The organism is Marinobacter sp. LA51, assembly GCF_030297175.1.
Lineage (GTDB): Bacteria > Pseudomonadota > Gammaproteobacteria > Pseudomonadales > Oleiphilaceae > Marinobacter > Marinobacter apostichopi.
In genome coordinates this window covers 3,477,767-3,502,462 of record NZ_AP028070.1, presented here as the reverse complement: position 1 = coordinate 3,502,462, position 24,696 = coordinate 3,477,767, and the positions used below count along the sequence as shown (strand labels likewise).

General features: G+C 58.6%; 22 protein-coding genes. 12 read left to right on the top strand and 10 right to left on the bottom strand.

Annotated features, from left to right (window positions below; all coding sequences use genetic code 11):
* The first annotated feature begins 38 nt into the window (after window positions 1–38).
* A complete protein-coding gene (locus tag QUE89_RS16165; protein ID WP_286221062.1) occupies window positions 39–734 on the top strand; it encodes an ankyrin repeat domain-containing protein in 696 nt (231 codons plus the stop codon).
* Between the two features lie 3 nt (window positions 735–737).
* Here QUE89_RS16165 and QUE89_RS16160 read toward each other — a convergent pair whose 3' ends face one another.
* A complete protein-coding gene (locus QUE89_RS16160) occupies window positions 738–1,841 on the bottom strand; it encodes an enoyl-CoA hydratase/isomerase family protein (protein WP_286221061.1) in 1,104 nt (367 codons plus the stop codon).
* A 162-nt stretch (window positions 1,842–2,003) separates the two neighbouring features.
* On the opposite strand from QUE89_RS16160, the gene QUE89_RS16155 reads away from it, so the two are divergent.
* Complete coding sequence (locus QUE89_RS16155) at window positions 2,004–2,339, top strand: c-type cytochrome (protein WP_286221060.1); 336 nt, start codon at window positions 2,004–2,006, stop codon at window positions 2,337–2,339.
* Window positions 2,340–2,380: 41 nt separating this feature from the next.
* On the opposite strand, the gene ppnN is transcribed toward QUE89_RS16155, so the two are convergent.
* Window positions 2,381–3,763, bottom strand: coding sequence for a nucleotide 5'-monophosphate nucleosidase PpnN (gene ppnN, locus QUE89_RS16150; protein ID WP_286221059.1), 1,383 nt, complete (start codon window positions 3,761–3,763; stop codon window positions 2,381–2,383).
* Between the two features lie 148 nt (window positions 3,764–3,911).
* Between ppnN and thiI the strand changes: the two genes are divergently transcribed.
* Window positions 3,912–5,366, top strand: a complete 1,455-nt coding sequence (gene thiI / locus QUE89_RS16145) for a tRNA uracil 4-sulfurtransferase ThiI (RefSeq protein WP_286221058.1) — start codon at window positions 3,912–3,914, stop codon at window positions 5,364–5,366.
* 50 nt (window positions 5,367–5,416) lie between these two features.
* Here the strand turns inward: thiI and QUE89_RS16140 are convergent, their stop codons facing one another.
* Window positions 5,417–6,430, bottom strand: coding sequence for a histone deacetylase family protein (locus tag QUE89_RS16140; protein WP_286221057.1), 1,014 nt, complete (start codon window positions 6,428–6,430; stop codon window positions 5,417–5,419).
* Between the two features lie 172 nt (window positions 6,431–6,602).
* Between QUE89_RS16140 and QUE89_RS16135 the strand changes: the two genes are divergently transcribed.
* Complete coding sequence (locus QUE89_RS16135; protein ID WP_286221056.1) at window positions 6,603–8,054, top strand: NAD-dependent succinate-semialdehyde dehydrogenase; 1,452 nt, start codon at window positions 6,603–6,605, stop codon at window positions 8,052–8,054.
* A 238-nt stretch (window positions 8,055–8,292) separates the two neighbouring features.
* The gene (uvrD, locus tag QUE89_RS16130; protein WP_286221055.1) at window positions 8,293–10,458 is read left to right on the top strand and encodes a DNA helicase II; all 2,166 of its coding nucleotides are present in this window, start codon (window positions 8,293–8,295) and stop codon (window positions 10,456–10,458) included.
* A 156-nt stretch (window positions 10,459–10,614) separates the two neighbouring features.
* On the opposite strand, the gene QUE89_RS16125 is transcribed toward uvrD, so the two are convergent.
* Window positions 10,615–11,412 (bottom strand): undecaprenyl-diphosphate phosphatase, encoded by a 798-nt coding sequence (locus QUE89_RS16125; protein ID WP_203299412.1) that lies wholly within the window; start codon window positions 11,410–11,412, stop codon window positions 10,615–10,617.
* Between the two features lie 196 nt (window positions 11,413–11,608).
* On the opposite strand from QUE89_RS16125, the gene QUE89_RS16120 reads away from it, so the two are divergent.
* Entirely contained in the window at window positions 11,609–12,799 is a 1,191-nt protein-coding gene (locus tag QUE89_RS16120; RefSeq protein ID WP_286221054.1) for an MFS transporter, read from the top strand.
* A 24-nt stretch (window positions 12,800–12,823) separates the two neighbouring features.
* Here QUE89_RS16120 and QUE89_RS16115 read toward each other — a convergent pair whose 3' ends face one another.
* Entirely contained in the window at window positions 12,824–13,228 is a 405-nt protein-coding gene (locus tag QUE89_RS16115) for an acyl-CoA thioesterase (protein ID WP_286221053.1), read from the bottom strand.
* Window positions 13,229–13,424: 196 nt separating this feature from the next.
* Between QUE89_RS16115 and QUE89_RS16110 the strand changes: the two genes are divergently transcribed.
* The 5 genes from QUE89_RS16110 (at window position 13,425) to phoU (ending at window position 18,921) form a co-directional block, all read left to right on the top strand.
* The gene (locus QUE89_RS16110; RefSeq protein WP_286221052.1) at window positions 13,425–14,468 is read left to right on the top strand and encodes a substrate-binding domain-containing protein; all 1,044 of its coding nucleotides are present in this window, start codon (window positions 13,425–13,427) and stop codon (window positions 14,466–14,468) included.
* Window positions 14,469–14,610: 142 nt separating this feature from the next.
* A complete protein-coding gene (gene pstC / locus QUE89_RS16105) occupies window positions 14,611–15,999 on the top strand; it encodes a phosphate ABC transporter permease subunit PstC (RefSeq protein WP_286221051.1) in 1,389 nt (462 codons plus the stop codon).
* Window positions 15,992–17,266, top strand: coding sequence for a phosphate ABC transporter permease PstA (gene pstA / locus QUE89_RS16100; RefSeq protein ID WP_286221050.1), 1,275 nt, complete (start codon window positions 15,992–15,994; stop codon window positions 17,264–17,266). Before pstC ends, pstA begins: the two co-directional genes overlap by 8 nt.
* Before the next feature lie 11 nt (window positions 17,267–17,277).
* Entirely contained in the window at window positions 17,278–18,165 is an 888-nt protein-coding gene (gene pstB, locus QUE89_RS16095; protein ID WP_286221049.1) for a phosphate ABC transporter ATP-binding protein PstB, read from the top strand.
* 33 nt (window positions 18,166–18,198) lie between these two features.
* Window positions 18,199–18,921, top strand: a complete 723-nt coding sequence (gene phoU / locus QUE89_RS16090; protein ID WP_286221048.1) for a phosphate signaling complex protein PhoU — start codon at window positions 18,199–18,201, stop codon at window positions 18,919–18,921.
* A gap of 27 nt (window positions 18,922–18,948) precedes the next feature.
* Here the strand turns inward: phoU and QUE89_RS16085 are convergent, their stop codons facing one another.
* The 5 genes from QUE89_RS16085 to mnmH all read right to left on the bottom strand — a co-directional run bounded on the left by QUE89_RS16085 (window position 18,949) and on the right by mnmH (window position 23,634).
* Window positions 18,949–19,314, bottom strand: a complete 366-nt coding sequence (locus tag QUE89_RS16085) for a histidine triad nucleotide-binding protein (RefSeq protein ID WP_041340045.1) — start codon at window positions 19,312–19,314, stop codon at window positions 18,949–18,951.
* A 60-nt stretch (window positions 19,315–19,374) separates the two neighbouring features.
* Window positions 19,375–20,670: an FAD-dependent monooxygenase gene (locus QUE89_RS16080; protein WP_286221047.1), complete on the bottom strand. Its 1,296-nt coding sequence runs from the start codon at window positions 20,668–20,670 to the stop codon at window positions 19,375–19,377.
* An 81-nt stretch (window positions 20,671–20,751) separates the two neighbouring features.
* On the bottom strand, window positions 20,752–21,306 hold the full coding sequence (locus QUE89_RS16075; RefSeq protein ID WP_286221046.1) for an aminoacyl-tRNA deacylase: 555 nt from the start codon (window positions 21,304–21,306) through the stop codon (window positions 20,752–20,754).
* Window positions 21,307–21,488: 182 nt separating this feature from the next.
* Window positions 21,489–22,322: a mechanosensitive ion channel family protein gene (locus tag QUE89_RS16070; RefSeq protein ID WP_286221045.1), complete on the bottom strand. Its 834-nt coding sequence runs from the start codon at window positions 22,320–22,322 to the stop codon at window positions 21,489–21,491.
* A gap of 208 nt (window positions 22,323–22,530) precedes the next feature.
* Window positions 22,531–23,634 (bottom strand): tRNA 2-selenouridine(34) synthase MnmH, encoded by a 1,104-nt coding sequence (gene mnmH / locus QUE89_RS16065; protein ID WP_286221044.1) that lies wholly within the window; start codon window positions 23,632–23,634, stop codon window positions 22,531–22,533.
* A gap of 136 nt (window positions 23,635–23,770) precedes the next feature.
* Here mnmH and QUE89_RS16060 point away from each other — a divergent pair, with 136 nt between their 5' ends.
* On the top strand, window positions 23,771–24,424 hold the full coding sequence (locus QUE89_RS16060) for a 50S ribosomal protein L11 methyltransferase (protein ID WP_286221043.1): 654 nt from the start codon (window positions 23,771–23,773) through the stop codon (window positions 24,422–24,424).
* Window positions 24,425–24,696: the final 272 nt, after the last annotated feature.

The following is a 24,696-nucleotide window of genomic DNA, read 5'->3' as shown; positions in this document are numbered from 1 at the left end:
AGAATAGGCTCACTCCAAACCGATTGAGACCGTTTTTTATGGCCAAGGGAACCGGCTACTCTCGCTGTCTGATGTTGTCCTGTGTTGTGATCCTGGCTTGGCTGTCCGGCTGCGCCACCCCCATGGAACCGACCAACCTGACCCATGAAACCTCCACCATTGCCGCCACGCCGTTGATGGCGGCGACCGCCTCCGGAAATCTGGATCGGGTGGTGGCACTGACTGAAGCGGGTGAATCACTCAATACGCTGACCGAAAACGGCTCGCCACTGATGGCTGCGGTTGCAGCCAAACAGGATCGGATTGCCTGGTACCTGCTGTCTGAGGGGGCAGCGCCGGATCTGGCCGCGGCGGGTGCCCAGACGCCGTTGATGGTGGCGTCGGCGCAGGGGAGTCGGCGTCTGGTACAACTGCTGTTATCGGCCGGAGCCCAGGTCAATGCCAGCAACGCCGATGGCTATACTCCGGTCATGCGTGCCGCTGAGCAGGGCCATTTGTCCGTGGTGAAGGTACTGCTGGCGGCGGGGGCGAACGTTAATGTCAGTCAGGGCGGTGAGTCGTTGCTGATGAAAATTGTTGCCAGTGGCGATTTGCTGACCGCAGAAATGTTGTTGGCCGCAGGCGCGGATGTGAATTACCGGTCGCCGGAAGGCCGCACTGCGCTGGATGTGGCCCGGGCCAACAACAGCCAGGATCTCGATATGCTGCTGGTCCAGGCGGGCGCCAGGCACTGAGCCTCAGCCGAGCTGCATGGGGTCGGTCTGGTCGTCCCATTCCGGCTGGAAGTGTGCCTCCACTACCTCTGCGGGAACGTCGCTAACTGAGTTGTACGACCAGGTTGGTCGTTGATCCTTGTCCACTAATCGCGCCCGGATGCCTTCCGGCAGATCCGGGCGCCGAGTGCATTCCATCGCCATCGCCAATTCCATGCGCAATACATCCTTGAATGACATCTGCTGGGCTTTCTGGAGTTGGCTCCAAACCAGCCAGGCCGTAACCGGGCAGCCTCCCCGCAGGTTGCTCATGCAGGCATTCCACCATTCGCTGTCAATTTCCGCTGACAGCAGTTGGTCGACAATCTCCGGCAGTTCATCACCTGCACTCAGCCGGGCGATGTGCTGTTCGTGCTGCTCCAGATTGCTGCGCTGAAGGCTGCGGTAGTCCGGAGCATGCATCTGGCTTAATAGCCGGAACAGCCGGTTGTCATCTGCGGCTGCCTGGCCGGTCCAGCGTTGGTCCTGCAAGGTGCCAATCATGAGATCCCGGTCTTCCGGCAGCAACACCATATCGGCAAGGCCAATTCGAATGCTGTCGGTGATGTTCAATCGGGCCCCGGTCAGGCCCATGAACAGACCGATCCGGCCCGGCAGGCGGTTCAGAAACCAGCTGGCGCCGACGTCGGGGAACAGTCCAATCGAGATTTCCGGCATCGCCATGGTCACGTCCGGCGTCGCCAGCCGGTAGCGGCAGGCGGACAACAGTCCGAGACCACCACCCATGACCGCGCCGTGGGCCACGCCCACCACAGGTTTCGGAAACCGGTGCAGGCTGTCGATTAGTCGGTACTCATTGGCGAAAAAGCGTGCCGGTGCATCGGGTTCGCCAGCGCCTTGGAGAGCGCTGTACAGATTGCGGATATTGCCACCGGCGCAAAATGCCCGCTCCCCTTCGCCCTGAAGCACCACCAGGCAGATCTGGTCGTCCTCCGCCCAGCCGTCCAGAGCGCACTGGAGGTCATTGACCATGGCCTCTGTGAGCGAATTGAGTGAGGCGGGGGCATTCAGTGTCAGCAGGCCAATTCGGCCTTCCAGGCATTCAAGTTCCTGAACTGCTATGGACATTGAGGGAGTCTCCGGTGTTCGAGAATCATCTGGGCGCAAAAGCTATTGTTCTAACGCGTTTGGCTGGGCCGTGCTCTGTGTTATAAGAACACAGCAGGTTTTAAAACCAGTATCCACTACCGGTGGGCAAATACCAAAAACGATGAAGAGAGGGTAAAGACAATGGAACTGAAACACTACGCCGTGGCGGGAATTTTTGCGCTCAGTGCTGCCATTCCGGGCTTCGCCACTGCGGCTGACGCTGCTGCAGGTAAGGCCAAGGCCGCCGTATGTGCTGCCTGCCATGGCCAGAATGGCATTGCCCAGATCCCGACATACCCGAACTTGGCGGGTCAGAATGAGCAATACCTGGTTTCTGCCATCAAAGCCTATAAGAACAAACAGCGCACCGGTGGCCAGGCGGCCATTATGCAGGGCCAGGCGGCTGCCCTAAGTGACACCGATATTGCTAACCTGGCTGCCTATTTCGCCAGCCTGCCGGCAGATGGCGGCAAGTAAGGCCGCGCCTCCGAAGGCAGTTGAAAGGTCAGTGTGGCGGCCTAGGCCGCCCCACTGACGATGCGATAGCTAGGCCCATAAGCCGAGGAGCCGGGTAGTTTCATCCGGTTCTGCGCCACAAACTGATCCAACATCGCTTCCAGGGGTTTGATCAGGGTCGGGTCGCCGGAAATTTCGAAGGGCCCCTTGGCCTGCACTTGGCGAATCCCGTCCTCTTTGACGTTGCCAGCCACAATACCGCTGAAGGCCTTGCGCAGATTGGCCGCAATCAAGTGCACGGGCTGGTCGCGATGCAATTCCAGACTCCGCATGTTCTCGTGATTGGGGTGGAACGGTAGCTGGAATACCGGGTCGATTTTCAGCATCCAGTTGAAGTAATACGCGTCCTGCATGGCCCGCCGGAAGGTTTCCACATCCTTCATGCCTTTTTTCATGGTCTGAGCTACCCGGACCGGATCATCAATGATGATTTCGTACTTCTTGGCCGCTTCGTCGCCCAGGGCGTTCCGAATGAACTTGTCGATCATTTCGAAGTATTCCGCATTTTCCTGCTTGCCGGTAAAGACCACCGGGAACGGCAGGTCGGCATTGTCCGGGTGCAGCAGAATGCCGAGCAGGTACAGAATCTCTTCGGCAGTACCAACGCCACCTGGGAACACGATCACCCCGTGGCCGCAGCGAATAAAGGCTTCAAGCCGTTTCTCGATGTCGGGCATGATCACCAGTTCGTTTACGATCGGGTTCGGCGCCTCGGCACCGATGATGCCGGGTTCGGTGATGCCGATGTAGCGCCCGTTTTTCACCCGCTGCTTGGCGTGGGCAATGGTGGCGCCCTTCATCGGGCCTTTCATGGCGCCGGGGCCGCAGCCGGTAATGATGCTCAGTGCCCGCAGGCCGAGTTGATGGCCCACTTCCTTGCTGTACTGGTACTCCTCGTGGCTGATGGAGTGGCCACCCCAGCACACGACCAGGTCTGGCTGGCGTCCGGATTCCAGAACCCGGGCATTACGCAGAACGTGGAAGACCAGGTTGGTCAGGTCCTCGGGATCGTCGCGGCGGAAACCACTGGCGGACTGGGGGATGGAGTGGGAATAGATGATGTCCCTCAGTACCGAGAACAGATGCTCTCGGATGGCCCGGAGCATTTCTCCGTCGACAAAGGCGTGGGCTGGCGCGTTAACCAGTTCCAGTTTCAATCCCCGCGGTTGCGGGACCAAGTGCACGTCAAAGTCAGCGTGGGCTTCCATCAGGGCCTTACAGTCGTCGGTCTCTACGCCGGTGTTGAGGACCGCCAGGGCACATTGGCGGAACAATCGGTACAGGCCGCCCTCGCTTCGGTCCTTGAGGCGATTCACCTCATGGTTGGAGAGGATTTCAAGGCTGCCTTCTGGTGATACCAGAGCATTGATGGTGGGTTCTTGCATGAACGAAACAACTCCTGAATGTTTCCGGCCGGGCGGGGATGGATGCCTATCGGGCCGGTGTCTCGGCTATGCCTGATTTTGAGGCATGGTCATTAAAAGGTAGACTAAGTGCTTTCCGCCTTATACGCCACTCGACAATATTCTGATTATGAAATTACTTATTCGTCCCGCCCCCGAAGTCGCCATCAAGAGCAAGCCGGTCCGCCGACAGCAGATGCGGCACCTGCGGCAGAACATCCGAAAGCTACTGGTTCAGTTGGATAGCACCATTGTTGTCCAGGGTACTTGGGATCGTGTAACGGTAGAGGTTCCCGATGATCGCGGGTTGTCCGGGTTGGTATTGGACGCAGTGCTGCGCATCCCTGGTATCTCTACCATCCAGGAAGTCGGCGTGTTCCCGTTTGTGGATCTCGATGACATCGCCGAAAAGGCGGTAGAGGCCTTTGCTGAACGGTTGAAAGGGCAGACTTTTGGGGTTCGGGTTCGTCGGCACGGTGAGCACAAATTCCGCTCTAATGAATTGGAGCAAATTGTCGGCTCGGCCCTGATGCAGGCCTCCGAGGCCGCAGGTGTGAACCTGAAATCGCCCGACGTGGAAGTGCGGATCGAGGTGCAGGATGACCACTTTCACATCGCCCACCGGAAACACCGTGGGCTCGGCGGCTATCCCCTGGGCAGCGTTGAAACTGTGATGACGTTGATTTCCGGCGGTTACGACTCCTCGGTAGCCGCCTACCTGATGATGCGTCGAGGCCTTCGCAGTCACTTTCTGTTCTTCAATCTCGGCGGTACTGCCCACGAGGTGGGTGTACGCCAGGTGGTGCACTACCTGTGGGAGCAGTATGGCGCGTCCCACAGTGCCAAGTTTATTTCGGTGCCCTTTGATGGCGTGATTGCGGAAATCATGCGTTCGGTCAATCACCGCCATTGGGGTGTCGTGCTGAAGCGCCAGATGCTGAAGGCGGCCGCTGAGATTGCGAAAAAGAACAACGCCATCGGCCTGGTGACCGGGGATGCGGTGGCCCAGGTGTCGAGTCAGACCCTGAGTAACCTCAACGTGGTGGATCGTGCCAGTGATGAGGTGGTGCTGCGCCCGTTAGTATCCATGGACAAGGAGGCCATCATCAACATTGCCCGCGAGATTGGTACCGAGTCATTCGCTCGCAACATGCCAGAGTACTGTGGGGTCATCTCCCAGAAGCCGGCGACTCGCGCCAAGTTGCACAAAGTCGAAGCAGATGAGGAAGAGATGGACGCGGCGGTTCTGGCCAGTGCGGTCGAGGCCCGTGAAGAAACGGCCATCAGCCGCCTGCTGGATACCACCACCACGCCAGAAGATGTCGAGCTGGTGGAAACGCCGGGCGTGGAGGATGTGATCATCGACGTCCGTCACCCATTCGAGGGCGAGCAGTCACCGCTGAAGCTGACCAATAACGAGGTCATGCAGATTCCGTTTTACGAACTGAATCAGAAGATTGCGGAATTGCCCGGCGACCGCCAGTACCTGTTGTACTGCGATCGCGGAGCCATGAGCCGGATGCACGCCGGCCATCTGAAGGCTGAAGGGCACGCCAACATCAAAGTGTACGCGCCCGCCTCCTGAGGTCTTAACTCAGCACTTGAAGCTGAGCTCCCTCCCTCAGCCTGGTACGGTTAGCCGGCCAGGCCCTTGAAGAACTGCTGGACGTTTTCGTTCAGCGTTTCCAGGTCATAGCCGCCTTCCTGCACCACCAGCGTTGGTAATCCCAGCTGGCGGATGTGGGTGCTGAGCCGGCAAAAGCCTTCTGACGTAACCGAAACTTTCGCTTGCGGGTCGTTCTGGTAGATATCGAAGCCCAGAGCGAGCACCAGCACGTCGGGCTGGTACAGCTTGAGCGCCGCCAGTGACTCGTCCAGTTTGTCGAAGAAATCGTCTTCCGAAGCGCCGTGAGGCATGGGCATGTTGATGTTGTAACCGAAGCCGTCGCCTTCACCCCGTTCGTTTTCAAAGCCGGTCACCACCGGGTAGAAATTGGTCGGATCGCCGTGGATCGAGATGTACAGCACGTCACTGCGATCATAGAAAATCTCCTGGATACCCTGGCCGTGGTGCATGTCCGTATCGAGGATGGCGATGCGCGGGAACCGGGGCTTCAGGTGCTCAGCGGCAATGGCGGCATTGTTCAGATAGCAGAAGCCGCCGGCGGCGTCCTTACGGGCGTGGTGTCCCGGCGGGCGACATACCGCGTAGGCGGTGCGCTCTCCGGCAATCAGGGCGTCAGCGGCGCCGAGTGCGGTTTGCGCGGACCAGTAGGCGGCGTGCCAGGTGTTGGCGCCAATCGGGCAGCTGCCGTCGGCCTGGTAGCGGGCGGCTTCGGCCAAAATGCCGGTCAGGTGGTTCGGTGACCGCACAAAGATGTTGGAGATCACTTCCTCTCCCCAGTCATCCATCTTCATCCAGCGCCGGTGTGCCGATTCCAGAAAGCGCAGGTAGCCGAGGTCGTGCACCTTGGAGATCGGGCCAGCACCCTGATCGGCCGGCTGCAGAACCGGAATCCCCATCTCTTTCAGGCCTTCCAGCATCTGGCCGGTGCGATCGGGCACTTCCTGAGGCTGACGCATCTGCCCGCGAGTAAAGTAGGTCTGCGGAATATGCTGATCCTGAGCGGGATGGAAAAACGCTTTCATTATCCGATCTCCTTGGTTCTACAAGCCCCTGAGCATGGGTGCGTCAGGGCGCGATCAAAAGCCCGGCCATCGACTTTACAGCCAGTGATTCAGCATCCACTATGGAAGACATATTGAACCTACGCAACTGTGTCCCGCAGGGGATATGGCTACTGACAGGAGAGGAGCCAAGATGATCGAGTCACCACTGCTGGAAAAGCTCAATGGCTATATCGGCGGTCGCTGGACAGATAATGCTCAGGGCAACACCTTTGATGTTTACAACCCGGCGACGGGCGATGTGATCGCAAAAGTTGCCTCCATGTCCGAGTCCGAGGTGGAAGATGCCGTTGCTGCCGGCAAGTCGGCTTTGCGCCTGACCAGCCCCTACTCCATCGAAACCCGCCGCAAGTGGCTGGAAGACATCCGGGATGCGCTGAAGGCGAACAAGGAAGAGGTCGGCCGGATTCTGTGCATGGAACACGGCAAGCCGTTGCACGAAGCCCAGGGTGAAGTGGATTACGCAGCGGGATTCTTTGATTACTGCTCCAAGCACATTCAGGCGCTGGACGCCCACACCATTCCGGAAAAGCCGAAAGACTGCACCTGGACGGTTCACTACCGCCCAGTGGGTGTGACCGGACTGATTACTCCGTGGAACTTCCCGATCGGCATGATCGCGAAGAAACTGTCAGCCGCACTGGCGGCCGGTTGCCCGTCGGTGATCAAGCCGGCCAGCGAGACCCCGCTGACTATGATTGCCCTGTTCTCCTTGATGGACCAGCACACCGACATGCCTGATGGCATGGTCAACCTGGTGATGGGCAAGGCCAGCGTGATCGGCAAGGTGCTGTGTGAGAGTCCGGATGTGCCGATGTTGAGCTTCACCGGTTCCACCGAAGTTGGCCGGAAACTGATCGTCGACACCGCCGAGCAGGTCAAGAAACTTGCGCTGGAACTGGGCGGTAACGCGCCGTTCATCGTCTTCGACGACGCTGACCTGGATGCCGCCGCCGATAACCTGATTGCCAACAAGTTCCGCGGTGGTGGCCAGACCTGTGTCTGCGCTAACCGTATCTTTGTGCATGAAAAGGTGGCTGACGCCTTCGGTGAAAAACTCGCCGAGCGCGTTAACAAGATGACCGTGGGTGATGGCATCAACGGTGATGTAGATCTTGGCCCGCTGATCAACAAGGCCGGTTTCGACAAAGTGAAGCGGCACCTGGAAGACGCGCTCGAGCAGGGCGCCAGCCTGGTGGCCGGCAAGCAGCCGGGCGATCTGGGTGATGGCCTGTTCTTCCCGCCGACGGTCATTACCGACGTCACCCGGGATATGTGCTGTTACCGCGAGGAAACCTTTGGGCCGCTGGTGCCGATGGCACTGTTCCGCACGGAAGAGGAAGTTATTGAGGCCGGTAACGACACCGAGTTCGGTCTGGCCTCTTACGTGTTCACCGGTGACGCCGATCGCGCCCAGCGCGTGGCTGCCGGCCTGCGTTTTGGCCACTGCGGCTGGAATACCGGAACCGGGCCTACGCCGGAAGCGCCATTTGGCGGTATGAAGGCCTCAGGCACTGGTCGCGAAGGTGGTCTGGAAGGTCTGTTTGAGTTTGTCGAAGCGCAGACGGTACCGCGCGGTTTTTAATTAAAGAGCTGCCTCCGAAGTAGAACAGCACGAGGGCGGGGCGCCTTTCAGGACTGTGCGGGGCCATGGATGGCCCCACCCAAGCGCACATGGATGTGCTTGTAGCGTGTCCTGAAAGGCGCCCCGCTCTTGTGCGATTCCCCGGAACTAAGAGGGCCAACCCAGGCCCGCGGAAATCCCTTTTTTCTCCTGTTATACTTCCACTCCTGTTTATTTAACCAGTAGCGAACGTTTTCCTATGGATGTCTCTCACATAATCGACCCTCTCAATGATGCCCAGCGCGAGGCCGTCACCGCCCAGAATGATCACTTGCTGGTGCTGGCCGGTGCCGGCAGTGGCAAGACCCGGGTGCTGGTGCATCGAATTGCGTGGTTGATGACGGTGGACCGGGTCCCGCCGACGGGCATCCTGGCGGTGACCTTTACCAACAAGGCTTCCAAGGAAATGCGTTACCGCATCGAACAGATGATGGACATTCCGGCTCGCGGCCTCTGGTTTGGCACCTTCCACGGCATTGCTCACCGATTGCTGCGTTCGCACTGGCAGGACGCAGGATTGCCGGAGAACTTCCAGGTGTTGGACAGTGACGACCAGCTGCGGATGGTCAAGCGGGTAATGCGGGAAAACCAGATTGATGAGAGCAAGTGGCCGCCCAAGCAGGCGCAATGGTTTATCAACAGCCAGAAAGATGAAGGCTTGCGGGCGGATCACATCCAGGAAAATCCGGGCGATCACTTCACCTCAACGATGCTGAAGATCTATCGCCAGTACGAAACCCTGTGCCAGCAGGGCGGCCTGGTGGATTTTGGGGAACTGCTGCTGCGCTCCCACGAACTCTGGCTGCACCGGCCGGAATTACTCACCCATTACCAGAAGCGGTTCCAGCATATTCTGGTGGACGAGTTCCAGGACACCAACACCATCCAGTACGCCTGGCTGCAGGTGCTGGCTAGCCAACAGGTTCCGCTGACGGTCGTTGGCGATGACGATCAGTCCATCTATGGCTGGCGCGGCGCCAAGGTTGAGAACATCCAGCAGTACCAGCGCGATTTCCCCAATGCCCGTTTGGTGCGGCTGGAGCAGAATTACCGATCCACACAGATGATCCTGAAGGCGGCCAACGCGGTGATCGCCAACAACCAGGGCCGGCTGGGCAAGGAATTGTGGACCGACGGCCCGGACGGCGAGCCCATCAGCCTGTATGCCGCTTTCAACGAGCAGGATGAAGCTAACTACATTGCCGATAGCATCTCGGCCTGGGTCCAGGACGGCAACCTGCGCAGCGAGTCGGCCATTCTCTATCGCTCCAACGCCCAGTCACGTGTGCTGGAAGAAGCGCTGATGCGCCAGGGTATTCCGTACCGGGTATACGGTGGCCTCCGGTTCTACGACCGCCAGGAAATCCGTAACGCGCTGGCCTACCTGCGCCTAGTGCAGTATCGCCGTGATGATGCCGCATTTGAGCGGGTGGTGAACCTGCCTCCCCGGGGCATTGGTGCCAAGAGCCTGGCCGAGCTGCGAGAATACGCGACTGAACAGAGCATTTCGCTCTGGGAGTCAGCGGAACGCCTACTCGAAGCCGGGCAGGTTAAAGGCCGTGCCAAAACCGGTTTGCAGTCTTTCATCGCGATCATTGAAGGTCTGTCCGGCATGGTGGGCGATGCCAGCCTGCATGGCCTGATGAAGCAGACCATTGAAGATAGCGGCCTGAAGAATTACCACGCCAGCGAGAAGGGCGAGAAAGGTCAGGCCCGGGTGGAGAACCTGGAAGAACTGGTCAACGCGCTGTCAGATTACGAGGTAGAAGACGGTGTCGACCCAATGGCCGAGTTTATTGCCCAAGCCGCCCTGGATGCGGGTGAGGCCCAGGCCGAAGACCATGAGGACAGTGTTCAGCTGATGACGCTGCACTCCGCCAAGGGCCTGGAATTTCCGATGGTGTTCCTGGCTGGCGTTGAGGAGGGCCTGTTTCCCCATGGCATGTCGCTGGAAGAGCCGGGACGCATGGAAGAAGAGCGCCGCTTGGCCTATGTCGGTATCACCCGGGCCATGCAAAAGCTGGTGCTCACTTACGCGGAATCCCGCCGCTTGTACGGCCAGGAGAAGTTCAACGCGCTGTCCCGATTCGTGCGAGAAATCCCTGGCGATTGTCTGCAGGAAGTCCGGTTGCGCAATACGGTTACGCGCCCGGCGATGCTGGAACGCCCGAACCAAAGCATGTTCAGCCAGGATTCCGCCCAGCAGTCCGGATTCAGTCTGGGCCAGCGGGTGCGGCACCCGAAGTTTGGCGAGGGTGTGGTGATGAATTCGGAAGGAAGCGGGCACCATACCCGGGTGCAGGTGAACTTTGACGACGGTGCCAAGTGGTTGGTGCTGGCGTATGCGCCTTTGGAAGCCTGCTAGTTTCGGGCTATTCGGAGATCGCGCAGGCGTCGGGTAAAGCTTCCCAAAACTGTGCGGAGCCATGGATGGCGGAGCTCAAGCGTCACATGGACGTGCTTGAGCGGGTTTTGGGAAGCTTTACCCGATGCCTGCTTCCCCAAGGTCGGGCTCAAGACCTCACATCAAGACCGCGTAAATCACACCCGCCAGAACAATTCGATAGATCACATAGGGCCACATGCCCACGGTGTTCAGCCACTTCAGGAAGAAATGGATGGCGGTGATGGCCATGATAAAGGACGTCACGCCGCCAAGCAGGAAGCCGCTCCAGTCGACAATGACATCCGAGGTGGCCACCTCCAGCAGTTTAACTGCCGACGCCAGCACGATAATGGGTATGGCCAGCAGGAAGGAGAACCTTGAGGCAGTGTGACGGGTCATGCCCAGGAACAGGCCGGCGGTGATGGTGACGCCCGAGCGGGAGGTGCCGGGTACCAGCGCCATGGCCTGGGCGATGCCGACCACAACGGCGTCTTTCCAGTTCAGTTGATCCAGGGTGCGCTGTCGTTTAGGAAGCCAGTCGGCGATACCCAGCAGCAGGCCAAACACCAGCGTGGTGGTGAAGATCACTTCCACGGCCCGTAATTCATTGTCGATCATGTCCAGCAACGCCAATCCTGCCAAACCGGCCGGGATGGTGCCTATCACTAGATAAAATGCCAGCGCACCCTGACCAACCAGCTTGCGTCGGGTTACCGACAGCAAACCATCCCGGGCTATGCCGAATACATCGTGTCGGAAGTAGAGCACCACCGCCAGCAGAGTCCCCAAGTGCACCGACAGATCAAACCCCACGCCCTGATCGGTCCAGCCAAAAAATGCGGGTGTCAGGATCAGGTGAGCGGAACTGGAGATCGGCAGGAATTCGGTCAGTCCTTGTAAAAGGCCGAGAAAGAGGGCCTGAAAAGCATCCATATGGCAAATCCGTTGTCTGGCTGGGGCGGTGTTACAAGCAGGCACGGATAGTAGCAGGGCACCCCGAGGCTGAACAGTCCAGCCCGGCGAGCCTGGAAGAGCCAGGCGCGAGCACTCAGCACGCAAAGTAGGGTATGGTCGGGTTTTCCAGGACCAAAGGCTGGCGCTCGCCGGCCAATGTTAAAGATCGGACTCTATGATTGCACTGCTTCGTCGTTACCCCTTGGCCGTGATTGTGCTGGCCCAGTTGTTCGGAACTTCGCTCTGGTTCAGTGTGAATGGTGTCTGGCTGTCGCTGTCGCAAGAACTGGGGCTCAGTGAGACCGATCTCGGGTTGTTGACCCTGGCGGTGCAGGCGGGCTTTATTGCCGGCACTTTAACGCTCGCGGTCACTGGTCTGGCCGACCGGTTTGGGGCCAGTCATATCTTTGCGGTGTCCAGCCTGCTCGGGGCATTGGTCAATGGCGGCTTCATCTTGGTGGCTTCGCACCCTCCACTAGACCTTTTATTGCGATTTGCGACCGGGCTTTGTCTGGCGGGTATTTACCCTTTGGGCATGAAAATGGTCATTGCATGGACACCAAAGCATGCCGGTGTGGCACTGGCGTGGCTGGTGGGCATGCTCACACTTGGCACCGCGTTGCCGCATCTGATGCGCGGAGCCACTTTGGGTATGCCCTGGCAGTGGCCGTTATTCGGGGCCTCCGCCCTGGCGCTGGCCGGCGGTGCCCTGGTACTTCTGTTGGGTGAAGGGCCCCATCTGCCCAAGGGCGCTGGGCGCGTGCCCCTCAGGCAGGGCCTGGCTGCTCTGCGAGCACCCAAGTTTCGGGCGGCTGTCGGTGGGTATGTCGGTCATATGTGGGAACTCTATGCCTTCTGGGTGCTGGTGCCCTTGTTGGCCGGGCGCGAGTTGGCGCGCTTGGGCATGGGAGATGATTTCGTGCCCTGGTTCGCCTTTGCCATCATCGCCTCGGGCGCGGCCGGCTGTATTGTCGGTGGCTGGTTGAGTCGGCGACGGGGTAGTGAATGGGTGGCACGGACGGCACTGGCTACATCCGGGCTGGTTTGTCTGATTTACCCGTTTTTATCCGGATTTTCCCCAACCCTGCTGGCACTGTTATTGATGGTGTGGGGTGTTGCGGTGGTGGCTGATTCGCCCCAGTTCTCGGCGCTGGCAGCGGCTCGGGCGCCACAAGCCTTCGTGGGGTCATCGCTGGCGGTCATGAACGCCATTGGCTTTGGCGTGACTCTGCCCGCGATCTGGCTGACCAGTTGGCTGTGGGAATTCCAGGGCGTTTGGGTGGTGTGCCTACTGCTACCCGGGCCAGTTTTCGGGTTGCTCGCACTGACCGCGCCAGAGCGCCGCGCCCGGAAACTGGCCGGCTGAGCCTGAGTAACGATTAAGCTCGGATCAGCGGTTTTGTTCAGGCACTTCCCGGATGCGGCCGTGCTCGTCAATGGCCACGTAAACGAACATACCCTCAGTGACCTTGCGCGGGTGCTTGGCAGTGCGGTCCCGGGTCCATACTTCCACCCGGAGCTTCATGGAGCTGCGGCCAATCTCCACCACGTCACAGTAGCAGCCCACCTGCGAGCCCACGCGCAGCGGTGACAGAAATTCCATGCGGTCCATCGCCACGGTCGCGTTCCGGCCCTGGGAAATGCGGCCGGCCATTGTGGCGGCAGCGATATCCATCTGTTTGACCAGCCAGCCCGCGAACACGTCGCCGTTGGGGTTGGTGTCAGAGGGAAGGGGTACGATCTGGAGGGTTAACTCACCGCGAGGGGTGGGTTTGTCATCGTCTAAAGCCGTCATGAAAGTCTGCCTTGGTGTTAAGTCTCGAATTGTTATATCCCGCATGTTAGCGGCGTTAGCTAGGGCTGCAAGCAGATTTGCACTTTTCCAACTATATTTCCGTATCTGTAACAAAGTTGTCATAGAGCTTCATTACTCTTCACTCATCGGCAAAGTTCATTCATACAAATTGTGCAACCGATCTTGGAGACTCAACGTGATTAAACTGAACAAAACACTCGCAACTTTCGCACTGGCTGGCTCTGTAGCCGCGATGTCCGCACCTGCCATGGCTCGTGACACCATCAGCATCGTCGGTTCTTCTACTGTTTATCCATTTGCGACGGTTGTTGCAGAGCGCTTCGGTACCAAGACTGATTTTAAAACCCCGAAGCTGGAATCAACCGGTTCCGGTGGCGGCATGAAGCTGTTTTGTCAGGGCATCGGTACCCAGCACCCGGACATTACCAACGCTTCGCGTCGCATGAAGACTTCCGAATATGAGCTTTGCCAGAAGAATGGCGTGACTGACATCACCGAATTCCGTATTGGTTCTGACGGTATTGTTATCGCCAGCTCCAAAGATGCCGAGAATCTGGACATCACTCTGGAACAGCTGTTCCTGGCCCTGGGTTCCAAGGTGCCGGTCGATGGTAAGTGGGTAGCCAACCCGAACAAAAACTGGAGCGATGTTGATTCCAGCCTGCCGAACAAGCCGATTCGTGTAATGGGCCCGCCGCCGACCTCCGGTACCCGTGACTCGTTTAACGAGCTGGCACTGGCTGCTGGATGCGACGAACTGCCGGAAGCGGCAAACCTGGGCAAAGATGAGCACGGAGCTATCTGTGAAAGCGTGCGTGAAGACGGCGCCTTCATTGAAGCTGGTGAGAACGACAACCTGATCGTGCAAAAACTGATCGGTGATACCGACATGTACGGTGTGTTTGGTTACAGTTTCCTGGAAGAGAATGCAGATCGTCTGCAGGCCGCCACCTTGAACGGCATGGTTCCGACCGCCGAAGACATTGCGGCTGACAAGTATCCGGTAGCTCGCTCCCTGTTCTTCTATGTGAAGAAGGCGCACGTTGGCGTGCTTCCAGGTATCGAGGAATACGTTAGCGAATTTACCAGCAACGCCGCCATGGGCCAGAACGGCTACCTGAAGGACGTCGGTCTGATTGTCCCGCCGCGGGACCAGCTGATGAACCTGATGGACAAGTCAGAGAATATGCCCAACCTGGCGATGGAAGAACTGAAGTAACCCGAAGGAATCGGGATTAAGCAAGGGTGCGGGTCCTAAAAGGGCCCGCACCCTTTCGCACGTTCAGGATGACCATCTGGTGTAACGCGCTGTTCCAATCTGTAAACTAGGCCCCTACTTGAGGTCGTAGACAGGATTTTTCATGCAACCGGCTAATTTGTTATTGCTCACCCTTGTGTTCGCCGTTGTGGCTTATGGTCTGGGATATGCCCGGTCACGGTCACTGGCTGCGCCACTGGGCGGCATTCGGCATCTGAAATCCCTGCCGTTCTATTATGGCGCGCGGGCCGCGCTGTGGAGCGGTATCCCCGCCCTGATCGTGCTGGGCTGTTGGGCTGCTTTTCAGGGTAAGGTGATTCAGCTCATTATTGTTGGCGGCCTGCCGCCGGAGCTGATTCCCGAAACTGAAGGCCAGGCCAGCCTGCTGCTCAGTAAAATAAGCAACGTCGCCAGTGGCGCCCTGCCAGCGGGCTTTGTAGAAGCGCCGATCGCGGAAGCGGCGGAACGCCTGGAGGCACTCCGGGCGCAAAGCCGGTTGCTGATGTCGGCGCTTGTCGTTTCGGTCTCGGTGCTTGCCGGGTTCCTGGGCTGGTTGCGGATTCGGCCACGGCTGAATGCCCGGTCCCAGGTTGAGTCCATTCTGAAATGGCTGTTCTTCGCCTGTGCGGCCCTGGCTATTCTGACCACGGTAGGCATTATTTTCTCGGTGGCCTTCGAAACCTTCCGGTTCTTCGGCAAGGTTCCGTTCACCGAGTTTATCTTTGGTTCCCAGTGGAGCCCCCAGACCGCCCTGCGAGCGGATCAGGTGGCCGCCGAGGGCGCCTTTGGCATGATTCCGCTGTTCACCGGTACCCTGCTGATCTCAGCCATCGCCATGGTGGTGGCGGTACCGGTTGGTCTGCTCTCTGCTATTTACCTGTCGGAATATGCCAACAAGAATGTTCGCGGCGTAGTGAAACCGTTGCTGGAAATGCTGGCGGGTATTCCGACCGTGGTTTACGGCTTTTTTGCCGCGCTGACAGTGGCGCCATTCATCAGCGATCTTGCCGCCTCCCTTGGCATTGAAGCCTCGTCCCAGAGTGCACTGGCCGCCGGCGGTGTCATGGGCATCATGATCATTCCCTTTGTATCTTCGCTGTCGGACGACGTGATCAACGCGGTGCCGCAAACGCTTCGTGACGGTTCGCTGGCCCTGGGTGCGACCCAGTCCGAGACCATGAAAAAGGTCATCTTCCCGGCTGCCTTGCCGGGAATCATGGGCGGCGTGCTGCTGGCGGTGTCCCGGGCGATTGGCGAAACCATGATCGTGGTGATGGCCGCTGGCCTGGCCGCAAACCTGACCGCCAACCCGCTTGAAACCGTTACCACCGTGACCGTGCAGATTGTGACCCTGCTGACCGGGGATCAGGAATTCGACAGTGCCAAGACCCTGGCGGCCTTTGCACTGGGCGCCATGCTCTTCCTGTCCACCCTGCTGCTCAACGTAATAGCCCTGAAAATCGTGCGTAAATATCGGGAACAGTATGACTGACCAACGTTCACAGGCGGAGATTGTCCGCCAGTCGCTCAAACGCCGGTATCGCAAGGAGCGTCGATTCCGCGCCTACGGCATCCTCGCCATTGGTGTCGCCCTGTCGGCGCTGGTGATCCTGTTTACCGATATCATCGGTAAGGGCTACACCGGCTTCATGAAAACCACCATCACCATGGAGGTGAACCTGGATGGGGACATGATGTACCTGGACGATCCGACCGACAGTCGCCAGCTCAAGATGGCAGACTTTGTCGAACCGCTGGTCCAGGCGCTGATCAAGGAGATTCCAGGCGCCACCGAGGAGGATCGTGAGGATGTTCGCGGGCTGATCAACCCGTACGCTTCGGTGACCCTGAGGGACGACCTGAAGGCCAATCCGGACTGGCTGAACACTACCCGGACCATGACCTTCTTGTCCCACACCGACGTGGACGTGTATGTAAAGCACGCCGGCGATGCCGCCTATTCAATCAAGCTCAACGACCAGCAGAAAGCCTGGGTTGAGACCTTGCTTGAGCGCGGCGCAATCGACACCTCGTTCAACGACACCTTTTTCAGCGGTGGTGATTCCCGGGATCCGTCCAAGGCCGGCATCCTGGGTGCCATTGTCGGCTCCCTGTTGACGATGTTTGTCACTCTGATCCTGTCGTTCCCGATTGGTGTTGCCGCGGCCATCTATCTGGAGGAGTTTGCGCCCCAGAACAAATTCACCGATTTCATTGAGGTGAACATCAACAACCTGGCGGCGGTACCGTCGATTATCTTCGGTCTGCTCGGTCTGGCGGTGTTTATTAACCTGTTCGGAATGCCGCGCTCGGTGCCGGTGGTCGGCGGGCTGGTTCTGACACTCATGACCCTGCCCACCATCATTATTTCCAGCCGGGCCGCGATCAAGAGTGTGCCACCCTCCATCCGGGAAGCTGCGGAAGGCGTTGGCGCCTCGAAAATGCAGGTGGTGCTGCACCACGTGCTGCCGCTGGCCATGCCTGGCATGCTTACCGGTTCCATCATCGGTATGGCCCAGGCCCTGGGTGAAACAGCGCCGCTACTCCTCATTGGCATGGTGGCCTTTATCGTCGACGTGCCCGGTGGATTTTTCGACTCTGCAACGGTTTTGCCGGTGCAGGTGTTCCTGTGGGCCGGCAGCCCTGAATTGGCTTTCATTGAACGCGCGTCAGCCGCCATTATGGTGCTGTTGGCCTTCCTGATCAGTATGAATGCATTGGCCATTTGGCTGCGCAAACGCCTCGAACGCCGGTGGTAAGGAGAATTGAGATGAATAGCATGAACCAAAGTATCGCCAATGAAGTGCCCTCAGAGGATGAGTCAGTCGCACCGGTGGCAGAGAGTCAGCCCGCTGATACTGTAATTGAGGAAGGCAAGACCGTCGGCAAGCCGTTCGCAGACAACGCCAAGTTCTCCTTGCGCGATGTTGAAGTGTTCTATGGTGAAAGCCGGGCCATCAAGAAGATTAGCCTGGACATTGCCCGGAACCAGGTCATGGCGTTTATCGGGCCGTCAGGCTGCGGCAAATCCACGTTCCTGCGTTGCCTGAACCGGATGAACGACAGTATCGACATCTGTAAGGTCAAGGGCTCTTTGGAGCTGGACGGTCAGGATATCTACGACTCCAAACGAGACGTGGTGGAGCTGCGCGCCCGGGTGGGCATGGTTTTCCAGAAGCCCAATCCGTTCCCGAAATCGATCTATGACAACGTCGCCTACGGCCCCCGTATTCATGGCCTTGCCAACCGTAAGGCCGACCTCGATGAAATCGTCGAAAGCAGCCTGCGCAAGGCGGGTCTTTGGGAAGAGGTAAAGGATCGGCTGGAGGCTAATGCCACCGGCATGTCCGGTGGTCAGCAGCAGCGCTTGTGCATTGCCCGCGCCATTGCCGTGAACCCGGAGGTGGTGTTGATGGATGAGCCCTGCTCAGCGCTGGATCCGATCGCCACTGCAAAAGTTGAAGAACTGATTGCCGAGCTGTCCGAGAGTTACACCATTGTGATCGTAACTCACTCCATGCAGCAGGCCGCCCGGGTTTCCCATCGCACGGCTTACTTCCACCTTGGGCACCTGGTGGAAGTGAACGAGACCAACAAAGTATTTACGTCGCCGGAACACGAACTGACTGAATCCTACATTACCGGTCGCTTCGGCTGATCCCGGCGCAGAGGAACATTGGAGAACAAGCGTATGCCTACAAAGAAGGACGATGTTTACGGGGATCATATTTCCCACAAGTTCAATGACGAACTGATGGAGCTCAAAACCGAGTTCCTGAAAATGGGCGGAATGGTCGAATCCCAGGTCGAAAATGCCATTCAGGCTCTGATGGACAGCGATGGTCACCTGGCCGAAGAGATTCGGGCCAAGGATAAGCGGGTCGACCAGATGGAAGTGGCCATTGATGAGGAAGCCACCCTGATCATCGCGCGTCGCCAGCCGACCGCGCGGGATCTGCGCCTGGTGATTTCCGTCATCAAGATGGTGGCAGACCTGGAGCGCGTTGGTGACGAGGCCAAGAAGATCGCCAAACTGGCCATCAAGCTGTCAGAGGAAGGTCAGGCCCCGCGTGGCTACGTGGAAGTGCGCCACATCAGCTCCCACGTATTGACCATGCTGAACGACGCGCTGGATGCTTTTGCCCGTCTCGATTCCGAGCAGGCGCTGCGGATCATGAAAGAAGACAAACGGGTGGACGAAGAGTATCAGGCTGCGGCCCGCACTCTGCTGACGTTCATGATGGAAGACACTCGCAACATCTCTCGCTGCATGTCAGTGATGTGGGTGCTGCGCGCGTTGGAGCGGGTTGGCGATCACGCCTGCAACATCGCTGAGAACGTGATCTTCATGGTGAAGGGCGAGGACGTCCGTCACACCTCGGTCGAAGAAGCCGAGCGGGTGGTGGGGCGCTAAGCCCCACCCAGTCCCTGTTATTTCTGACTACGCCTGCTTCATCCGGTCGGTGTAGGGCGGCCAGCCCATGGGTTTGCCAGCCAGCAGGTGCAGATGGATGTGAAACACCGTCTGCCCTGAATTCTCTCCGCAGTTCATCACCGTACGATAGCCGTCTTCGGCGAACCCCATCTCTTTAGCCAGTTTGCCAGCGACCCAATAGAGGTGGCCGACCAGTTCGCGGTCGTCTTCACCGATGTCGTTGATGGTGGCGATGGCTTTCTTAGGGATCACCAGCAGGTGCACGGGTGCCTGGGGGTTGATGTCCCGGAACGCCAGGCTGATGTCATCTTCGTAGACGATATCCGCCGGAATTTCCCGATTGATGATCTTGGTAAACAGCGTTTCTGACATGGTGGCTCCTGAATGATGCTGGGTTTGCTCGTGAGCGTGAATAGTGCTGTGTTTCCGGTCTCAGAGCTGACGCAGGCCGGGAACCCGGTCGATCAGCTGGCTGAGCCCGGGCGGTAACCGTTCATCAATGCCCATAGCATAGCGCGCCACCTGATTGCGGGCGAAGGGTAGGGCGCGGGCGGCGCCGAGACCCAGGTTGCGCAGCAGGTGCAGCGGTGGCACGCGATTGCTGAACAGATGATAGAACAGGTCCATGGTCATCATCATCCGCCGGTTGGCCGGACGCCGCTGAGCTTCATACTGCTGCAACCAGGCCGGATCGGCCAGGTCCGCGTCGGCGCGGCGGGCTTCCTTGAGCATATCCTGCAGGCACTGGGCATCCTGAAAACCAAGATTCACGCCCTGGCCCGCCAGGGGGTTGATGGTGTGGGCGGCATCGCCGGCCAGTACCACCCGGCCCGAAAAGTAGCGTTTGGCGTGCTGGCGCGCAATGGGAAAACTTGCTCTGGCCTCGAGGTGTGTGAGCTGGGGCAGTTCCGGTGGAAACGCCGCCTGGATGTCCCGCAGTAATTGCTCCCCTGGCAGCGCCTTGAGGCGTGCCAGTTCCTCGGGGGAATCGTACCAGACCAGTGACGCCCAGCTTTCGCCCGGATGGTCTGCTCCGGCGCTGTGCAATGGCAGGAAGGCTCTGGGGCCGCTCGGGCAGAAACCCTGCCAGGTAATGTCATCCACCGGACCCTGGTAGCGCACCGACATCACCATGGCCTGCTGCGCATACTGATTGCGGTTAATGCCAATACCGGCCAGTTCCCGGATTTTCGATTGTGCGCCGTCGGCCCCCACGACCAGTTGTGCCTCTAACTGCTGGCCGTCATCCAGAATCAAGGTGACGGTGGTGTCGCCCTGCTCCAGCGCGACTACGCTCAATCCGGTCAGTGCAGTGACGTTGTCCTGCGCTTGCGCTGTTTGCCAGAGCGCCCGCTGGGTCACCGAATTTTCGACAATGTGGCCCAAGTGGCTGCCGCCCAGGCTGGCAGCGTCAAATTCGACGCGGGTTAGTTGGCGGGGCATCAACTTGCTGAGCGGGTGGCGGGTTTCGTCCCAGACGGCGAGTCGACGGTAGGGCGTGCTGCGCATGCTGGCGATCTGGTCCCACGCATCCAGGTTGTCGAGATAGCGTTGGCTGCCGGCACTGAGCGCCGACACCCGAATGTCGGGCGCTGCGTCTGGGTCAAAGGCCGGGGCTTCCAGGCGGTCGATCAAACCGATCCGGAAACCTTGTTGGCCCAGGCCGGTGGCGAGGGCGGCGCCGACCATGCCGGCGCCAACCACCACTATGTCAAATGCGTGCGTCATATTGGGTTCCTGTCTGAAGCCATCAGTTTACGCGATGGCACAGCTCAGACAAGCGACCCGAGGGGTATCAGTCGTGTGGCTTTAGTAGCCGGCCACAGTGGGTTCACTGGGTCGCAGATCTTCAGGGTGGCGCCGACCTTTCGCCAGCCAGGCGGGTTTCTTGGTTCCAGGCTTGTTAAAGCCCTGATTTAAGACCATCGGCTGGACCAGAGTGAGGAAGTCGGACGTTTTCATGTGTACCGATTCGGTGTGACTGCCGGCAGCAAAGGCCAGCTCCGGTTGTTCGGTCATCGCCTCACTGCAGTATACCGACATGCCGAACAGTTTGCCGAAGGGTGGCATGGCCCCCACTTCACAGTTTGGGAAGCGATCCTTGAACTCTTTTTCGTCAGCCAGATCAATGAAGTCGGTGTCGAGGATTCGGGATAAGCGATCCCAGCGAATGCGCCAGGTCGCGGGCATGACCAGCATGGCCATCTTGCCGTCCAGCTCGATGATGACCGTTTTCACAACACGGTCGCCGGCTATTTTTACGTGGTGCGCCAGTTCCTGGGCGGTAAACGCGGGGGGGTGGGAGAGGCACATGTACTCCACGGCGGCCTCATCGAGAAAGTCCTTCAACTGCTGTGCGGGCATAGTGACAGCCTCCTACCAGCAATGACAGCGTTTCGGGGCCGTTGTGATCTCTGTGACGGGCCCGGACGGCCTGGTGGAGCCCGTAAACTCCACCATTAACCGTCATCTTAGTCGAGGATCCGCGGTTTGCGAGTTACCGGATGTATCAAAGCGCAACGGTGTTTGCCGATTGCTCTTGCTGATCACTCGGCCTTGTACATGTGCACGTCTCGCTGCGGGAACGGAATGGTGATGCCTTCGGCGTCAAAGGCTTTCTTCACTTTTTCCTGCATGTCCCAGTAGTACGGCCACAGGTCATCAGTAGGTACCCAGACCCGGAACATCAGATCGACGGAATTGTCGCCGAGCCCACCGACGCAAATACGGGGAGCCGGATCGGTGAGACTGCGATCATCTTCTTCCATCAGGCGCTTGAGGATCGTTTTGGCCTTGTCGATATCGTCGTTATAACCGATGCCGAAGGTCATGTCGCAGCGGCGATTCTCATAGATGCTGACGTTCACCAGGGTGGCATTGGAAAGGCTGCCATTGGGTATCACGATGCGACGGTTATCAAAGGTATTAACGATGGTGTATAGAATGCTGATCTCGTCAACGGCACCCAGGAATCCCTGAGCTTCGATGGTGTCGCCCACCTTGAACGGCTTGAAGATCAGGATCAGTACACCGCCTGCGAAGTTGGAGAGGCTGCCCTGCAGGGCAAAACCAATAGCCAGGCCGGCGGCACCAATAATGGCGACGAAGGAGGTGGTAGCAATGCCCACCATAGAGGCCACGGAAATGAGCAGAAGAATCTTGAGGACGGCACTGATCAGGCCACACAGGAACTTGTTCAGGGTTGGGTCTTTCTTGCCAAGCTTGACGTCGAGCACGCTGACAAAGCGGTTGATCAGCCACAGACCAATGAACAGCGTAACGATGGCCAAAAGGACTTTGGGTGCGTAGGTCATTGTCAGGGAAATGGCCTGTTCGATCAGCTCTGAAGCACTGCCTTCAGATCCGAAGAGGTCTTCCATAGGGGGACTCCTTGTTCGTTAGTTTTGAGATTGTCCCAAGGGTAAGGGAAATAGGTTTATGAAAAAAATGAGTTTTCTGCATTGTTTATAGCAGACAAATGTTTTACCGGCCTGCCCGCAGGATTTTGGCAGGATTTTGATAGTGCCTTGAATGAACCTTCAGAAGATCCCGATAGGAACCCGATAGAAACTTGGGGTAGCGCCGGGTTTACGCAGTTGCGCCAGAATTGGCCCACTCAATAATGGTTTTCGGGCCTCCTCGGACAAGAATCTGACCTTGTTTCTTGCTCAACTGGTAGTCGTACATGGGGTCGTAGTAGTCCTGTAGCAGTGCCTGAATCCAGGTATCGTGGCCGCGCAGGTCGTTTTGGCGCTGCTGAAGGGTCAGGGCGTCTTCCATCACCCTTCTGAGCTGTTTATGGCGTTCACCGCCGAGGCGTTTGCGAATGCGGTCAAGGGCGCTAAGCAGATACTCCTGGAAATTCAGCCAGCCATTTTCCTCGCCGTCGCGGGCAAGGTAGTCGGCACACATGCCCTCGACGTAGTCCTCGCGGATGATGGCGGTGCGTTCTTCCAGTGAGCGTTCCAGTACCAGCAGGGGCGCCTCTGAAATCCGCTCGCGCAGAGTCTCCGGCAACGCACAGCGCCCTACCAGGCGGCTCTCGTCTTCCAGCTGCACGGAGCCGGTCTGGAAGTGATGGGCCTTCAGCATGGCAATCGCGAGGCGGTTTTCAAAATCGATCTGTGACGGCTGCGGGGTAACCTGGCGACCAAAACTCGAACCGCGATGATTGGCCAGGCCTTCGAGATCCACCGGATTGGGCAGTTGCTGCAGAACGCGGGTTTTGCCGGTACCGGTCCGGCCACTCAGAACCTGGAATTCCCCGGCTGCAAGGCGCTGCTCCAGGCTGTCGATGAGAAAATGCCGCAGCGCCTTGTAGCCACCCTGAACCAGTGGGTAGTCAATGCCTGAATCCTTGATCCACTGTTGGGTCAGGCGCGAGCGCAAACCGCCGCGAAAACAGAACAGGTAGCCTTCCGGATGTTGTCTGACGAATTGCTTCCAGGCCTCAATCCGCTCGGCCTTGATGTCGCCGTCGACCAGCTGGTGCCCCAGTTCGATCGCCTTGTCTTGCCCCTGCTCCTTGTAGCAGATGCCCACTTGGTGGCGTTCGTCATCATTCATCAGCGGGGCATTTTCGGCGGTAGGAAAACTGCCTCTGGCGAACTCTACCGGTGCCCGGACGTCCATCAGCGGGACATCGTTCAGGAACAGTGACAGGTAGTCGTCGGTGTCGGGTCTGGTTGCCATTTCAGGGTGTAACCGGTTGCGAAAAATGAGGCGCCAGTATAGCCGAACTGGCGTTTTTCTGCTCGCGGAGCGCTGTGCCACCCCCGAGAGCTGGGTACAATAGCGAGCCCAAGTAACCAATCAGTGCGGAGCGCGGATGTCCCCCGAGTGTCTTGATCAACATTTGCGAAAAACCCTGAGCCGGGGCCGGGTGGCGGTGTCGCGGCCGGCCGGGTGTTCAAGGATTCCGCTGCATCTTTTTGATCCGTCGGTGCTGGATGGCCCGCTCAGCCACGATGAAGCCCAGGCGGTGGTGGCAGAACCGGCGTATTGGTCGTTTTGCTGGGCCAGTGGTCAGGTTCTGGCAAGCTGGATACTGGATAACCCCGGCTGGGTGGCAGATAAGCGGCTGCTGGATTTCGGTTCGGGCTCCGGCATCGTCGCGATCGCTGCCGCCCTCGCCGGTGCTCGAGAGGTGATCGCCTGTGATCTCGATCCGGCTTCCCTGGATGCAGTGGCAGCGAATGCGGATTTGAACGAAGTGTCGGTGACCTTGTGCAACGACTGGCAAGCCCGGCCCGATGGTATTGATGTGATGACCGCAGCAGACGTGCTGTACGATCCTGACAATCGACCATTGCTACAAATCTTTCGAAGTGCGGTGCCAACGGTTCTGCTGGCGGATTCAAGGGTCAGGGATCTGGGTGACAATTGCTATGAGCAACAGACTATCGTGGAGGCGCGAACCTGGCCGGATCTGAATGAGTTTGAAGAGTTCAACCGGGTGCGGATTTACGTGGCGCAGCAATGATTCTGGCGAGGAAAAAATAAAGGGCAACCCTCGGGCTACCCTTTTCAATGCTTTGTCGAAACAAGTCGGCGCTTCCTTGCGCAAAGGGCAACAACCTTGTTGCGAGTCCCTGTGCCGCTCCCTGGTGCTGGCGTCCTAGCCGGCGTTCCGAATATACCCTTTAAGCGAGGCGTCCATGTGTCCCTGCCTCTCCCTGCAATCCTTGCGGGGGTGCGTCCAATGCGTCGTCCTTATCCTTCACATCCTTGATGTAAACACTATAGCAATTCCAG